12 protein-coding genes are annotated in these 15,485 nt (G+C 68.5%); 10 read left to right on the forward strand and 2 right to left on the reverse strand.

From position 1 onward, the window contains the following. The first annotated feature begins 123 nt into the window (after window positions 1-123). From ACY34J_RS00655 to ACY34J_RS00665, 3 genes are all read left to right on the forward strand, one after another. Window positions 124-879: a PadR family transcriptional regulator gene (locus tag ACY34J_RS00655; RefSeq protein ID WP_462724275.1), complete on the forward strand. Its 756-nt coding sequence runs from the start codon at window positions 124-126 to the stop codon at window positions 877-879. Window positions 880-929: 50 nt separating this feature from the next. Then, window positions 930-2,012: an inositol-3-phosphate synthase gene (locus tag ACY34J_RS00660; RefSeq protein WP_462724276.1), complete on the forward strand. Its 1,083-nt coding sequence runs from the start codon at window positions 930-932 to the stop codon at window positions 2,010-2,012. 113 nt (window positions 2,013-2,125) lie between these two features. Then, on the forward strand, window positions 2,126-3,442 hold the full coding sequence (locus tag ACY34J_RS00665) for an MFS transporter (protein WP_462724277.1): 1,317 nt from the start codon (window positions 2,126-2,128) through the stop codon (window positions 3,440-3,442). 49 nt (window positions 3,443-3,491) lie between these two features. On the opposite strand, the gene ACY34J_RS00670 is transcribed toward ACY34J_RS00665, so the two are convergent. Beyond that, window positions 3,492-4,955, reverse strand: a complete 1,464-nt coding sequence (locus ACY34J_RS00670; RefSeq protein ID WP_462724278.1) for a CCA tRNA nucleotidyltransferase — start codon at window positions 4,953-4,955, stop codon at window positions 3,492-3,494. Window positions 4,956-5,134: 179 nt separating this feature from the next. Here ACY34J_RS00670 and ACY34J_RS00675 point away from each other — a divergent pair, with 179 nt between their 5' ends. From ACY34J_RS00675 to trxA, 7 genes are all read left to right on the forward strand, one after another. After that, complete coding sequence (locus ACY34J_RS00675; RefSeq protein WP_462724279.1) at window positions 5,135-7,474, forward strand: DUF6049 family protein; 2,340 nt, start codon at window positions 5,135-5,137, stop codon at window positions 7,472-7,474. 45 nt (window positions 7,475-7,519) lie between these two features. After that, window positions 7,520-9,625 carry a murein biosynthesis integral membrane protein MurJ gene (murJ, locus tag ACY34J_RS00680; protein ID WP_462724280.1) on the forward strand — a complete coding sequence of 702 codons (2,106 nt, stop codon included), beginning with the start codon at window positions 7,520-7,522 and terminating at the stop codon, window positions 9,623-9,625. A gap of 112 nt (window positions 9,626-9,737) precedes the next feature. Further along, window positions 9,738-11,474, forward strand: a complete 1,737-nt coding sequence (locus ACY34J_RS00685; protein WP_462724281.1) for a protein kinase family protein — start codon at window positions 9,738-9,740, stop codon at window positions 11,472-11,474. Window positions 11,475-11,511: 37 nt separating this feature from the next. Beyond that, window positions 11,512-12,201, forward strand: coding sequence for an RNA polymerase sigma factor SigM (gene sigM / locus ACY34J_RS00690; protein ID WP_462724282.1), 690 nt, complete (start codon window positions 11,512-11,514; stop codon window positions 12,199-12,201). Next, complete coding sequence (locus ACY34J_RS00695; protein WP_462724283.1) at window positions 12,198-13,115, forward strand: anti-sigma factor; 918 nt, start codon at window positions 12,198-12,200, stop codon at window positions 13,113-13,115. Before sigM ends, ACY34J_RS00695 begins: the two co-directional genes overlap by 4 nt. 133 nt (window positions 13,116-13,248) lie before the next feature. Beyond that, window positions 13,249-14,223: a thioredoxin-disulfide reductase gene (gene trxB / locus ACY34J_RS00700; protein ID WP_462724284.1), complete on the forward strand. Its 975-nt coding sequence runs from the start codon at window positions 13,249-13,251 to the stop codon at window positions 14,221-14,223. Window positions 14,224-14,263: 40 nt separating this feature from the next. Then, window positions 14,264-14,593 (forward strand): thioredoxin, encoded by a 330-nt coding sequence (gene trxA, locus ACY34J_RS00705; RefSeq protein WP_462724285.1) that lies wholly within the window; start codon window positions 14,264-14,266, stop codon window positions 14,591-14,593. 80 nt (window positions 14,594-14,673) lie between these two features. On the opposite strand, the gene ACY34J_RS00710 is transcribed toward trxA, so the two are convergent. Further along, window positions 14,674-15,291: a GNAT family N-acetyltransferase gene (locus ACY34J_RS00710; protein WP_462724286.1), complete on the reverse strand. Its 618-nt coding sequence runs from the start codon at window positions 15,289-15,291 to the stop codon at window positions 14,674-14,676. Between the last annotated feature and the right edge of the window lie 194 nt (window positions 15,292-15,485).

The raw sequence follows: 15,485 nt of genomic DNA on the forward strand, positions 1-15,485 counted from the left end.
TGACACCGGTCACCGTGGCCCCTCTTGTCGCAACCGGAGGGCCGTTCTATCGTCTGGATGTATCGCGCCGATACATCAGCACGACATAAAGGCACCGGGCGGACAGAGGGAGGCGAAGGCAGGATGAGCAGGCGTTCCGGCATCCTCGAGTTCGCCGTCCTCGGCCTGCTGCGCGAGTCCCCCATGCACGGCTACGAGTTGCGGAAGCGGCTCAACACCTCACTCGGGGTCTTCCGAGCCTTCAGCTACGGCAGCCTCTATCCATGCTTGAAAACCCTGGTCGCCAACGGCTGGCTGATCGAGGAGCCGGGGAGCCCCCCGGAGGCTCCCTCCCCGTCCGGCCGGGGATACCCACAGGCCGCATCGCTCGCCGGGCGCAGGGCGAAGATCGTCTACCGGCTGACGGCAGAGGGCAAGGAGCACTTCGAGGAGCTGCTCGCCAACTCCGGCCCCGACGCATGGGAGGACGAGCACTTCGGCGTCCGCTTCGCCTTCTTCGGGCAGACGTCGCGGGATGTACGGATGCGGGTACTGGAGGGGCGCCGCAGCCGGCTGGAGGAGCGCCTTGAGAGGATGCGCGTCTCCTTGGCACGCACGCGCGAACGGCTGGATGACTACACCCTCGAGCTCCAGCGCCACGGATTGGAGTCGGTGGAGCGCGAGGTCCGCTGGCTGAACGAGCTGATCGAGAGCGAGCGGGCGGGGCGTGATCAGCTCCGGTCCGCTTCTGGGATCGATGGGTCCGCTGCGTCCCCGACCCCCGGGCGATCCGCCGGGGACAGCGCCTCGCGAGAATCACAGGAGTCACAGACCACGGGCGGCCTGCCCCGGGACCGGGGTAGTTCCCGGCCGGATCCGTCCGACGACACCGCCAACTGAGGCCCTGCATCCCGCAGGGCTTCGTCGAGTACACACAGGGAGCAACCGGAATGGGTTCGGTTCGCGTAGCCATCGTCGGCGTAGGCAACTGCGCCGCCTCGCTGGTGCAGGGCGTCGAGTACTACAAGGACGCCGACCCGGACAGCCGCGTGCCGGGACTGATGCACGTGCAGTTCGGCGATTACCACGTGGGTGACGTCGAGTTCGTGGCTGCTTTCGATGTGGACGCGAAGAAGGTCGGTCTCGACCTCGCGGACGCCATCGGTGCCAGCGAGAACAACACGATCAAGATCTGCGACGTGCCGTCGACCGGGGTCCTGGTGCAGCGCGGCCACACCCTCGACGGCCTCGGCAAGTACTACCGCCAGACCATCGAGGAATCCGCCGAGGACCCGGTCGACGTCGTCCAGGTACTCAAGGACAAGAAGGTCGATGTCCTGGTCTGTTATCTGCCGGTCGGCTCCGAGGAGGCGGCGAAGTACTACGCGCAGTGCGCCATCGACGCCAAGGTCGCCTTCGTCAACGCCCTGCCGGTCTTCATCGCGGGCACCAAGGAGTGGGCAGACAAGTTCACCGAGGCGGGTGTCCCCATCGTCGGTGACGACATCAAGTCGCAGGTCGGCGCCACCATCACGCACCGTGTGCTGGCCAAGCTGTTCGAGGACCGGGGCGTCATCCTGGACCGCACGATGCAGCTGAACGTCGGCGGCAACATGGACTTCAAGAACATGCTCGAGCGCGAGCGCCTGGAGTCCAAGAAGATCTCCAAGACCCAGGCCGTCACCTCGCAGATCCCGGACCGCGAGCTGGGCGAGGAGAACGTCCACATCGGCCCCTCGGACTACGTGGCCTGGCTGGACGACCGTAAGTGGGCCTATGTACGCCTGGAGGGCCGCGCGTTCGGCGACGTCCCGCTGAACCTGGAGTACAAGCTCGAGGTGTGGGACTCCCCGAACTCCGCGGGTGTCATCATCGACGCGCTGCGCGCCGCGAAGATCGCCAAGGACCGCGGCATCGGCGGCCCGATCCTCTCGGCCTCCTCATACTTCATGAAGTCGCCGCCGGTGCAGTACTTCGACGACGAGGCGCGCGAGAACGTCGAGAAGTTCATCAGGGGTGAGGTCGAGCGCTGACTCGACACGACGCGGCGCGGCCGGTCCACGGACCAGCCGCCGGCTCGGCTCCTTGGTCGCAGGCCTCTGGGCAATCCGCCCAGAGGCCTGCGCGCTGTGTGAGGCTGTCGTCCATGGCTGTTGTGCGTGATCTGCGCGTGCTGCTGCGGCTGCGTGACTTCCGCCGCCTGCTGGCCGTCCGTCTGCTCTCCCAGTCGGCGGACGGTATCTACCAGGTCGCGCTCGCCACCTATGTCGTCTTCTCCCCCGAGAAGCAGACCTCCCCTGCCGCCATTGCCTACGCCATGGCGGTCCTGCTGCTGCCGTACTCCGTGATCGGACCGTTCGCGGGCGTCCTCCTCGACCGCTGGCGGCGCCGCCAGGTCCTGCTGTACGGCAATCTCCTCCGGGCCGCCCTCGCCTCCGTAACCGCACTGCTGATCATGGCGGGGGTGCCCGACTGGCTGTTCTACGTCTCGGCGCTCTCGGTGACAGCCATCAACCGGTTCATCCTCGCCGGGCTCTCCGCCGCTCTGCCGCGCGTGGTCGACGACGAGCAGCGGCTGGTCATGGCCAACTCGCTGTCCCCGACCGCCGGAACCCTCGCCGCCTCCGCAGGCGGCGGTCTGGCCTTCGCCGTACGCCTGGCGGGCTCGGACTCGGATGCGGTCACCGTCCTGCTCGGCGCCGGGGTGTATCTGTGCGCTGCCCTGGTCTCGCTGCGGATGGGGCGGGACCTGCTCGGCCCGGATCCGGAACTCATTCAGCCCGCGCTGGGAGCGGCCCTCGTCAGTACGGCGCGCGGACTGGCCGCCGGCCTACGCCATCTCGCCGAACGGCGCCCGGCCGCGTTCGTCCTGATCGGCATGACGCTTATGCGCTTCTGCTACGGGGCGCTGACCGTGATGGTGCTGATGCTCTGCCGCTACGCCTGGTTCGACAGCCAGGTCGGCGGGCTCGCGCTGCTCGGCGTCGCCCTCGGCTTCTCGGCCGCCGGCTTCTTCGCCGCAGCGGTCCTGACCCCCTGGGCCGTGGGGCGTCTGGGCCCGTTCGGCTGGATCATCACCTGCGCGGCTTCCGCGGCCGTCCTCGAGCCCGGTCTCGGCCTGCCCTTCCAGCCGACGCCGATGCTGATCGCCGCCTTCGTTCTGGGCCTCACCACCCAGGCAGCCAAGATCACGACGGACACCGTGGTCCAGGCGTCCGTGGACGACATGTTCCGCGGGCGCGTCTTCTCCCTCTACGACATGCTGTTCAACGTCGCCTTTGTGAGCGCCGCTGGGGTGGCAGCCCTGATGCTTCCACCGGACGGACGGTCGCCCGTCCTGGTCGTCACGGTGAGCCTGCTCTATGCAATGGTCGCTGTGATCATGAGTAGGTTCCGGTGCCGGCCGGCGTGCCGCGATGTTTCACGTGAAACAGGACAGGGCCGGTCCGACACCCCGACATGACGGACGGGCTCGATGTTTCACGTGAAACATCGAGCCCGTCCACGCGGGGTCACTTCTGTTCCTGTGCCGCCCACCACTCCTTGAGCGCGGCCACGGCCGCGTCATGCTCCATCGGACCGTGCTCCAGGCGCAGCTCCAGGAGGTGCTTGTACGCCTTGCCGACCACAGGCCCCGGCGGCACACCGAGGATCTCCATGATCTGGTTACCGTCCAGGTCGGGCCGGATCGAGTCCAGCTCCTCCTGCTCCTTCAGCTGGGCGATTCGCTCCTCGAGCCCGTCATACGCCCGCCCGAGCGCCTGGGCCTTCCGCTTGTTCCGCGTGGTGCAGTCGGAGCGGGTCAGCTTGTGCAGCCGGTCCAGCAGATGCCCCGCGTCCCGTACGTACCGGCGCACCGCCGAGTCGGTCCACTCACCGGTCCCGTAGCCGTGGAACCGCAGATGCAGTTCCACCAGCCGCGCGACGTCCTTCACCAGGTCGTTGGAGTACTTCAGCTTCGTCATGCGCGACTTGGTCATCTTCGCTCCGACGACCTCATGGTGGTGGAACGAGACCCGGCCGTCCTTCTCGAAGCGCCGCGTCTTGGGCTTGCCGATGTCATGCAGCAGGGCAGCCAGCCGCAGAACGAGATCCGGCCCCTGGTCCTCCAGGTCGATGGCCTGGTCCAGCACCGTCAGCGAGTGCTCGTAGACGTCCTTGTGCCGGTGGTGCTCGTCACGCTCCAGCCGCAGCGCCGGAAGCTCCGGCAGCACGTGGTCCGCAAGGCCCGTGTCGACCAGCAAATGCAGTCCCTTGCGAGGGTTCGGCGCAAGGATCAGCTTGTTGAGCTCATCACGCACCCGCTCCGCGGAGACGATCTCGATGCGGCTTGCCATCGCCTTCATGGCGCTGACGACCTCCGGCGCAACGTCGAAGTCGAGCTGCGCGGCGAAGCGCGCGGCGCGCATCATCCGCAGGGGGTCATCGGAAAAGGAGTCTTCGGGGGCGCCAGGCGTACGCAGCACCCGGGCCGCGAGATCCTGCAGACCGCCGTGCGGATCGATGAACTCCTTCTCCGGAAGAGCCACCGCCATCGCATTGACGGTGAAATCACGGCGAACAAGGTCATCCTGGATCGAATCACCGTAGGAGACCTCCGGCTTCCGGGAAGACCGGTCGTACGCCTCCGACCGGTAGGTCGTCACCTCAATCTGGAAGTCGCCCTTGCGGCAGCCGACCGTGCCGAAAACGATGCCGACCTCCCACACGGTGTCCGCCCACGGCCGCACGATATGCAGTACGTCCTCGGGACGGGCGTCCGTCGTGAAGTCCAGGTCATTGCCGAGTCGCCCGAGCAACGCATCCCGCACCGAGCCGCCGACCAGGGCGAGGGAGTAGCCCGCCCTCTGGAAACGACGGGCGAGATCATCGGCGACAGGAGAGACGCGCAGCAGCTCGCTCACGGCTTGGCGCTGCGCCTGGCTCAGCGCATTCGTCGGCTGCTGTGTGAGGCTGTGATGGTTGGCATTCGGCACAACAGAACAGGGTACGTGCCCCGGACGACGGAAGCGTCCTCGTCTCACACCAGCTCCGGCAGTCCCGTGCCGATCATGTGGAGCAGTCCCCACCACTTCGTCACAGCGGGCCTCGTTACCATTCGGGGACGCACATCCGACGACCACCACTGACGACGACGATGAGGACGGGCGAGCGCGTGGCCGAGGCGGCACACTTCCAGGGGACGCGATCCGCTCCTGCCCGCCGGTGGCTGCGGCGGACCGTCGCCGTACTGGCAGGGGCGCCACTTCTTGCGGGGTTGCTGCAGGCGCCCGCAGCCTTCCCGGCGCAGGCCGCGAGCAAGGCCACCGGGTCACAGACCGCCGACGTTTCCATCGACTCGATGATGCCGACCGCCCCGACGGAGAGCGACACCGTCACCATCAGCGGTGTCGTCACCAACAACGGCGACTCCACGATCACCGACGCCCACGTCGGCCTGCGCCTCGGCCCGGCTCTCAGCAGCCGCAGCGCGATCGACAGCGCCGCCGGGCGCACGGGCTTTTCCTACGCTGCCGACGGACGCGAGGTCGGAGGCAAGCACACCGTCGAGATCGACCGGCTGCCGTCCGGCATGTCCCGCGACTTCACCCTCAGCGTGCCCGTGAAGGACCTGCATCTCGGCAAGGAGGGCGTCTACCAGCTCGGCGTCTCCCTCACCGGACAGTCGCAAAGCCAGCGGTTTCAGCAGGTGCTGGGCATCGAGCGGACTTTCCTGCCCTGGCAGCCGTCGACTCTCGGCAAGAAGACGCAGCTCACCTTCGTGTGGCCGCTGATCTCCACCACCCACCTGACCGCGGAGACGGACTCCGACCCTCAGCGGACACCGGTGTTCCGGGATGACTCGCTCGCCGACGAGCTGGCCCCCGGCGGCCGCCTGCAGCAGCTCGTCGCGCTGGGAAAGGACCTCCCGGTGACCTGGGTGGTCGACCCGGACCTCCTCGCCACCGTCGAAGCGATGACCAAGGACTACAAGGTCGAGCGCAGCGACGGCAGCACCAGGCCGGGCAAGCAGCAGGACGCCGCCAAGCGGTGGCTCAATGATCTCCAGCAAGCCGTGGACGGCCGTGAGGTCGTGGCCCTGCCGTTCGCCGACCCAGACCTCGCCTCCCTCGCCCACCGTGGCAAGGACGTCTCAGGAGCGCTGGGACACCTCAAGCCGGCCACCGACCTGTCGTCGGGGACCGTTGAGACAATTCTCGGCACAAAGCCCCGCACAGACTTCGCCTGGCCCGTCGAAGGCGCCGTCGACTCATCCGTGGTCGATGTCGCTACGTCCGCCGGCGCACACAACGTCATCAGCCGCAGCGACAGCCTTCGCGAGACCAGCCACCTGCCCTACACCCCCACGGCGGCCCGCCCGATCGGTGGCGGCAACACGGCCGTGGTCGCCGATGCGCGACTGTCGGCCGCTTTCCGGGGCGACATGCTCCATGCGGAGAACTCGGCACTCGCCGTGCAGCAGTTCCTCGCTCAGACCCTCATGATCACCAAGCAGGCGCCGGACAAGCAGCGGAGCATCGTGGTTACTCCGCAGCGCATGCCCTCGGCCAGCCAGGCACAGGCCATGGCGGCGGCGCTGCGGGGACTGGCGGACGACCGTTGGACGGAGTCGCTGGACCTGGGAGAAGCGGCCAAGGCGAAACCGGACCCGGCCGCGACGACCCAGCTGCCGGGCCCCGGTTCCTATCCGCAAGCGCTGCGCAAGCGCGAACTGCCGACGAGCGCCTTCCGTGACGTCCAGCGGGCGCAGAGCTCGCTGGAGCGCTTCCAGGTGATCCTGTCCCAGCCGGAACGGGTAGTGACCCCGTTCGGCAGCGCGATCATGCGCGAGACGTCCACCTCCTGGCGCGGCAACGCCGCTGGAGCGACCTCCTTCCGCACTTCCGTGCACAGCCGCCTCGCCGGCCTCACCAAGGAAGTGCAGCTCGTCCAGAAGTCGACGCAGATGCTCTCCGGGCGGAGCGCGACGATCCCGGTGACCGTGCAGAACAACCTGCTCCAGGGCATCGAGGGGCTGAAGCTGGTCCTCACATCCAGCCAGCCCAACCGCCTCGCCATCGACAATGAGCAGCCCGTCAAGGTCGACGGCGGGCACAGCCAGTCGGTGAAGTTCAACACCACGGCCAACGCGAACGGCACCGTGCAGGTGAAGGCACAGCTGTTCACCGAGGACGGCACGCCCTACGGAGCCCCCATGACGTTCCCCGTGAACGTCACGGAGATCACCTCCACGGTGATGCTCGTCATCGCCGGCGGCGTGCTGCTGCTCGTTCTCGCCGGGATCCGCATGTACACGCAGCGCAAGCGGGCCGCTGCCCGGGAGGCCGCCGAGGAAGCCGCGACCACCGAATCCCCGGAGCCGGGTGCCGAACAGCCCGATTCGGTGGATCCGGACGCGGCTGAGAAGCGTCCCGAGCAGCAGGGTGACATGACCACGGACACCGGACCCGAAAGCGGCGAGGCGTCCGGCGCGGGTGAGAAGGTGGACCGTTGAGCGATGTCAGGGCCTGCTGGTCGGGGACGATGAGGTGGAGTGGCGATGAACGCGCCATACGACGGTGACCGCGGCCGCGGCCCGGGCGGTGACCCGGCTGGCCACGCGCCAGCGGCGTCCTGGACGCACGACCCGTACGTCCAGGACGCCTACGCGGGCGACCCGTACCGCAGCCAGGATCCCGCCGCGCACGACCCGGTGACCGAGGCGCTCTACAACAGCGCCGCTCACCCGTCGCAGCCCGAGCCCGACGGCCCGTCCCACCACCTGCCGTACGGAAACGCCACCGAACCCGTGCGGTACGGCGGTGTGGACCAGCTGGTGGGTGATGGGCCCGAGGAGCGTCCCGAGCAGCGGGATGCCTTCGCGCACCTCTTCCAGGACCAGCAGCAGTCGGCCAATCGGCAGTCGTACGAGCAGCAGCCCCCGCCACGGGTCACCCCGCCGCACGCGGCGGCGGCGCCCACATCCGCCCCGGAACCAGCCGCAGCGCCCGCACCGATGCGGTCCGGCGGCCGGGTCTCCGGCCTGCTGAAGTCCAGCGCGGTCATGGCCGCGGGCACCCTGGTGTCCCGGCTCACCGGATTCCTGCGCACACTGGTCATGGCCGCGGCGATCGGCGTCGGCACGCTCAACGACACCTACCAGGTCGCCAACACCCTCCCGACGATGATCTACATCCTCGTCGGTGGCGGCGCGCTCAACGCGGTCTTCATCCCGCAGCTGGTGCGCGCGATGAAGAACGACGAGGACGGCGGCGAGGCGTACGCCAACCGCCTCCTCACCCTCGTCGTCGTCCTGCTTGCGGCCGTCACCACGGTGTGTGTGCTGGCCGCTCCGGTGTTCATCCGGATGATGTCGGCGCCGATCGCCTCCGACCCGGCGAAGATGGAGGTCGCGGTCGCCTTCGCCCGTTACTGCCTGCCGACCATGTTCTTCATGGGCGTGCACGTCGTCCTGGGCCAGATCCTCAACGCCCGTGGCCGCTTCGGCGCGATGATGTGGACCCCGGTCCTCAACAACATCGTCATCATCGCCACCTTTGGCGCCTTCATCTGGGCCTTCGGCAGCTTCACCACGTCCGGCGTCAACGCCGCCACCGTCACGCCCGAAGGTGTCCGGCTGCTGGGTATCGGCACCCTGCTCGGCCTCGCTGTCCAGGCCCTCGCCATGGTCCCGTACCTGCGCGAAGCAGGATTCCGTATCCGTCCCCGCTTCGACTGGCGCGGGCACGGGCTCGGCAAGGCCATCAGGCTGGCCAAGTGGACGTTCTTCTTCGTCCTCGCCAACCAGCTGGGCATGGTCGTCGTCACCCAGCTCGCCACCTGGGCCGGCTCGATCGCCGAGCGCAAGGGCCACACCGGCACCGGCATCACCGCGTTCAACTACGCCCTGCTGCTGTGGCAGATGCCGCAGGCCATCATCACCGTCTCGGTGATGACCGCCGTCCTGCCCCGCATCTCGCGGGCAGCTCACGACGGAGACCCCGGCGCCGTCCGCGACGACCTCTCCTACGGTCTGCGCACCTCGGCCGTTGCCATCGTCCCGTGCGCGTTCGCGTTCCTCGCCCTCGGTGTCCCCATCGCCACCCTGCTGTACGCCGGCTCCGGTGAGGCCGGGGCCCGCAACATCGGCTACGTCCTGATGGCCTTCGGGCTCGGCCTGATCCCGTACTCGGTGCAGTACGTCGTTCTGCGCGGCTTCTACGCCTATGAGGACACCCGGACGCCCTTCTACAACACGGTGATCGTCGCTGCGGCGAACGCCGCCGGCTCAGGGCTGTGCTTCGTGGCGCTGCCCGCCCGCTGGGCCGTGGTCGGCATGGCGGCCTCCTACGGCCTGGCGTACGCGGTGGGCGTCACCGTCGCCTGGCGCCGTCTTCGCAAGCGCCTGGGCGGGGATCTGGACGGAGCACATGTCGTCCGCACCTACGCCCGCCTGACCGGCGCCGGACTGCCTGCCGCGGTCGCCGGCGGTGCCGCCGCCTTCGGCATCACCCAGGCCGCTGGAAGCGGTGTGCTGGGCTCGCTGGCGGCCCTGGTCGGCGGCGGGATCGTACTGCTGGGAGTGTTCTACGTGGCCGCCAAGCGGATGCGTATCGAGGAGCTGACCGCCATGGTCGGAATGGTCCGTGGCCGCCTCGGCCGCTGACCGAAGCACAACCATCGTCAGCCGCCGTGTGTCGTGCACAGCGGCGGACTGTGGGCACAATTGTCTTTGCTGTGGTGCAGAGCGTGCAACGGATGGGGAGGCAGGAACGACGGTGGCGGAACGGAGCACGGCTGCCGTCGACGTGGCCGACAGCAGCGGCGATGAGCCGCTGGCCGCACAGGCGGACAAGGCCATGACCGACGGGGTGGACACCCAGGACAAGCCAGGCGTGGACGCGGACACCACGCGCACCGGAACGGAGCAGACCGACGACAGGGGCTCTGTCACCGATGTCGAACCCCCGGAGCTGCACAGCGGCCACAAGCTCGCCAGACGCTACCGCCTCGAGGAGTGCGTCACCCGTCTGGACGGATTCAGCAGCTGGCGAGCCGTCGACGAGAAACTCCGCCGCGCTGTCGGTGTGCATGTGCTGCCCGCCGATCATCCGCGGGCGCGTCCAGTGCTCGCGGCCGCCCGCTCCGCCGCGCTGCTCGGCGACCCCCGTTTCGTCCAGGTCCTCGACGCTGTAGAAGAGAACGACCTGGTCTACGTCGTCCACGAGTGGCTGCCGGACGCGACCGAACTCACCACAGTCCTCGCCTCCGGACTGCTGGAGCCACACGAGGCGTACCAGCTCGTGAGCCAGGTCTCCCAGGCCATGGCCGCCGCCCACCGCGAGGGTCTGGCCCATCTGCGGCTGACTCCCAGCTCCGTTCTGCGCACCGAATCCGGCCAGTACCGCATCCGCGGTCTCGCTGTCATGGCCGCCCTGCGCGGCATCAAGACCGACCACCCGCAGCGCACGGACACCGAGGCGATCGGTGCCCTGCTGTATGCGGCGCTCACCCAGCGCTGGCCGTACGAGGACGACGCCTACGGCCTGTCCGGGCTGCCGAAGGGCGTGGGCCTGATCGCCCCCGACCAGGTACGCGCGGGCGTCCACCGTGGACTCGCGGAGCTCGCGATGCGCGCACTGGTGAACAACGGCGCCACCCCGTCTCGGCATGAGCAGCCCTGCACCACCCCCGAGGAGCTGGCCAAAGCGGTAGCGGCACTGCCGCGCATCCGGCCGCCGGAGCCGTCATTCGCCACACCCACCTACCAGCCCACGGCCTACCAGCAGGGCACGTACGGCCAGTCGGCCGGCCGGAACGGCTCAGGCACGTCCGCCACACGTCCGGTTGCGCCGCCTCCGCCGCCGCTGCAGAGCCGCACCGGCAAGGCCCTCAAGTGGACGGTCTCGGCGCTGTTGATCGCCGCACTGGGTCTGGGGAGCTGGCAGCTGGCGGACGCGCTCATGGACCGTGTCGCCGGGAGCGACGGCCCCAGCAACGCCGACGCCCACAGGAAAGACGCCGACGCCGGCAAGAAGAAGGAACCCGGCAAGCCCTTGCAGATCCAGGACGCCACCGAGTTCTCCCCGCTGGCCGATCCGGTCGCCCCGCAGAAAGTTCCCAACGCTGTCGACGGCGACGCCGGCACCGCATGGGTGACGCCGCACTACGTGGGCTACCCCAACTTCGGCAACCTCCCGGAACGCAAGCAGGGCAGCGGCCTCATCGTCGACCTCGGAAGCGTCAAGGAAGTCTCCGGGCTGGAGATGGATCTCTACCGCCCCGGCCAGACCGTGGAGGTGCTCGCGGCCGACCCGTCCGCCTCGAGCCATGCCGCCCTCGAGGACTTCTCCCAGCGCATCACCAAACCCGGGAAGGTCGGCGGCAAGCTGCAGACAACCCTCGACAAGCCGGTGCGCACCCAATACGTACTGATCCACATCACCGAGCTGCCATTCGACGGAACCTCGGGCGGATACCGCGGAGGGGTCTCGGAGATCAGGTTCACCGGCTGACCGGCGAACACTTCGGACAAGGGGAGGGGGCCCGACGTTGGACGACGCCACGCGCGGCGCAGAAAGCGATCAGGACCTCCTCGCCCGGCATGTCGCGGGCGACCCCGAGGCCTTCGGGGAGATCGTCAGGCGCCACCGTGACCGGCTGTGGGCTGTGGCGCTCCGGACTCTCGGCGACCGGGAGGAGGCCGCGGACGCGGTGCAGGACGCGCTGGTCTCCGCCTACCGAGCGGCACACACCTTCCGGGGGCAGTCAGCCGTCACGACCTGGCTGCACCGCATCACGGTCAACGCCTGCCTCGACCGGGCCCGTAAGGCGGCCTCCCGCCGCACCTCCCCAGTCGCCGAGACCGAGCACCTTGAGCAGCTCCTTGAACCCCACGAGTCAGCCGCTGCCCCCGCTGAGCGAAGCGACCTGCACCGCGAACTGCTGAGGGCTCTGAGCACACTCCCCGCCGAGCAGCGCGCGGCCCTGGTCCTGGTGGACATGCAGGGCTATCCAGTGGCCGAAGCAGCCCGCATCCTCGATGTTCCCAGTGGGACGGTGAAGAGCCGCTGCGCTCGCGGCCGGGCGCGACTCCTGCCGATGCTCACCCATCTGCGCACCGACGAGGGGGATAGGTCCGGCACCAGCGGGGGAAGGAACCGGACGCAGCAGACATCCGTCCCAGAGACGGCAGGACCGAGGGACACAGATGCCGTGAAGGGCGGAGGTGGGCGAGCGTGACATCCTCGACCAACACGGACCAGCACCCGGACGTGGCGGAGATCTCCGCCCTCACCGAGGGCATTCTGCCTCCCGACCGCATCGCCGACGTTCGCGACCACCTGGCAGGCTGCCCCCTCTGCGACGATGTCCGTGCGTCGCTCGAAGAGATCCGGGGACTGCTGGGCACCCTCCCAGGGCCGGCACGCATGCCTGCAGACGTCGCCGGCCGTATCGACGCCGCTCTTGCAGCCGGGGCGCTGCTGGACTCGACGACCCCTGTCGCTGTTTCACGTGAAACGGGCGCCAGCGTGGAGGCCGAGTCGGACCATGTTTCACGTGAAACGAGCGTCCCCGCCAAGGGCCGCGCGGCCGACCGCCCAGAAGGGCGCCCCCGCGCCTCGACCGGACCCGGCCGCGGTCGCGGCCCCCGCTCCCGTTGGCGGGTAACCGTGCTCGGCGCGGCGTGTGCCCTTGCGGCGATCGGCATTGGCGGTGCTCTCGTCCAGTCGTCCCTCAGCCTCACTGCCGACAAGAGCTCCGGCGCACAGTCCGCCGCGGAGAAATCCGACCGGTCCGGGGATCGGCCCGCTTTCTCCACAACTGGGCTGCAGACACGTGTGCAGGCTCTGGTTTCCGAGGCCGGGGCGGCTCCCTCGGGAGATGTCAGCTCCCAGTCCAGCCCTTCCACTATCCCGATGCGGGGATTCGGCCCCTCCGTACCGTCCTGCGTACGCGAAGGCATCGGTCGTTCGGAGACGCCCATCGCCGCCGAGCGGGACATGTTCGGGGGTACCGATGCCTTCCTCGTCGTTCTGCCGCACCCTCCGGGGGCCGCACGCGTTGATGCCTATGTGGTGGACGCCTCATGCACCAGCACCACCCCATCCCAGCCCGGGGACGTTCTGCTGAAGCACACCTATCCGCGGGGCTGAGCCGCAGGGGCGCTGTGCGCTGTGCGCTGTGCGCTGTCGGGAATGCTCGCCCCGTAGGATCCGTTGGGTGGGGTGGGAGTTCTCAATGACCCCAGGCCTGTAGTCGAGTCGGCAGAGACGAGGGAAGACACCCGTGAGCGACGTCCGTAATGTGATCATCATCGGCTCCGGGCCGGCGGGATACACCGCGGCGCTGTACACCGCCCGTGCCTCTCTGAAGCCGCTCGTCTTCGAGGGCGCCGTCACGGCAGGCGGCGCGCTGATGAACACGACCGATGTGGAGAACTACCCCGGCTTCCGCGACGGCATCCTGGGCCCGGACCTGATGGACCAGATGCGGGCGCAAGCCGAGCGATTCGGGGCTGAGCTCGTGCCGGACGATGTCGTCGCCGTCGACCTCACCAACGAGATCAAGACCGTCACCGACTCGGCTGGCACGCTCCACCGTGCCAAGGCCGTGATCGTCGCCACCGGCTCGCAGCACCGCAAGCTGGGCCTGCCGCGCGAGGACGAGCTCTCCGGCCGCGGCGTCTCCTGGTGCGCCACCTGTGATGGGTTCTTCTTCAAGGACCAGGACATCGCGGTGGTCGGCGGTGGCGACACGGCGATGGAGGAGGCCACCTTCCTCTCCCGCTTCGCCAAGTCCGTGACCGTGGTACACCGCCGGGACACGCTCCGGGCCTCCAAGGCCATGCAGGAGCGGGCGTTCGCCGACCCGAAGATCTCGTTCGTCTGGGACAGCGAGGTTGTCGCGCTCAACGGCGAGCAGAAGCTCTCCGGTGTGACTCTGCGGAACAACAAGACCGGTGAGACGCATGAGCTGCCAGTGACCGGCCTGTTCATCGCCGTCGGCCACGACCCCCGCACCGAGCTCTTCAAGGGCCAGCTGGAGCTGGACGACGAGGGCTACCTCAAGGTCGACGCCCCCTCGACCCGCACCAACATCAAGGGCGTCTTCGCCGCCGGTGACGTGGTCGACCACACCTACCGTCAGGCCGTCACGGCCGCCGGCACCGGCTGCTCCGCTGCCCTGGACGCCGAGCGGTACCTGTCCGCCCTGAACCATGCTCGGCCTGCGGAGCCTGAGAAGGCCGCGGCCGCGCTCTGACATTCCCCCTCTCCACGCATCAACGAAACAGGAGACCGCCATGGCCGGTGCCCTCAAGAACGTGACCGACGACTCCTTCGAGGAGGACGTCCTCAAGAGCGACAAGCCCGTCCTCGTCGACTTCTGGGCCGCCTGGTGCGGCCCGTGCCGCCAGATCGCCCCCTCCCTGGAGGCCATCGCCGCCGAGCACGGCGAGAAGATTGAGATCGTCAAGCTCAACATCGACGAGAACCCGGCCACCGCAGCGAAGTACGGCGTCATGTCCATCCCGACGCTGAACGTCTACCAGAACGGTGAGGTCGCCAAGACCATCGTCGGCGCCAAGCCCAAGGCCGCGATCCTCCGCGACCTCGAGGACTTCATCGGCTGACAGACAGCTCACGCGCCGTTTCACGTGAAACTGGCCCGCCCCCACATCCGGGGGCGGGCCGGTTTCATGTCTACAGACGGCTACAGCGGCCGCAGGGCGGGCTCCTTCTGGACGGCACCCAGCAAGCGGTCGAGAGCCAGCTCGACGTCCTCCTTCCAGGAGAGCGTCGACCTCAGCTCCAGCCGCAGCCGCGGGTACCGATGGTGCGGCCGTACGGTCTTGAATCCCACGGCCAGCAGGTGCTCTGCGGGAAGCACGCACGCCGGCTCCTTCCAGCGAGCATCGCCGAATGCCTCGATCGCCTTGAACCCTCGCCGCAGCAGATCCTTGGCCACCGTCTGCACTATCACCCTGCCCAGGCCCTGCCCCTGGTAGCCGGGCGTGATCCATCCCGTCATCAGCTGCACAGCATCAGGCGACACCGGGCTCGTGGGAAAGGCGGTGGACCGTGGCACATAGGCGGGCGGGGCGTACAGCACGAACCCGACGGGCACCTCATCCACGTAAACGACCCGTCCGCAGGATCCCCACTCCAACAGGACCGCCGAGATCCAGGCTTCCTTCTCCAGCTCCGGACGCCCCGCTTTTACCGCGGCTTCACCACTGACCGGATCCAGTTCCCAGAAGACGCACGAGCGGCAGCGCTTGGGAATGTCCGGAAGGTTGTCCAACGTGAGTGGTACGAGCCGACGCCCCATGCAGCCAGTTCCTCACTTCCGTCACCTGCAGCCGCACGACGGGCGGCTACCAGAGCTCCGTGTTCTCGGAGAAGACTGCCGACGAATCCGCCGACTGCTCCCAGACTCAATCCTGCAGCTACCAGCCCGGTTCGGCTCACCGATCGCATGGCCTGTCCCTCCAAAAAGAGGTGCCTCCAGTGGATGCGCCATAC

Source organism: Streptomyces sp. HSS9-12 (genome assembly GCF_054963655.1).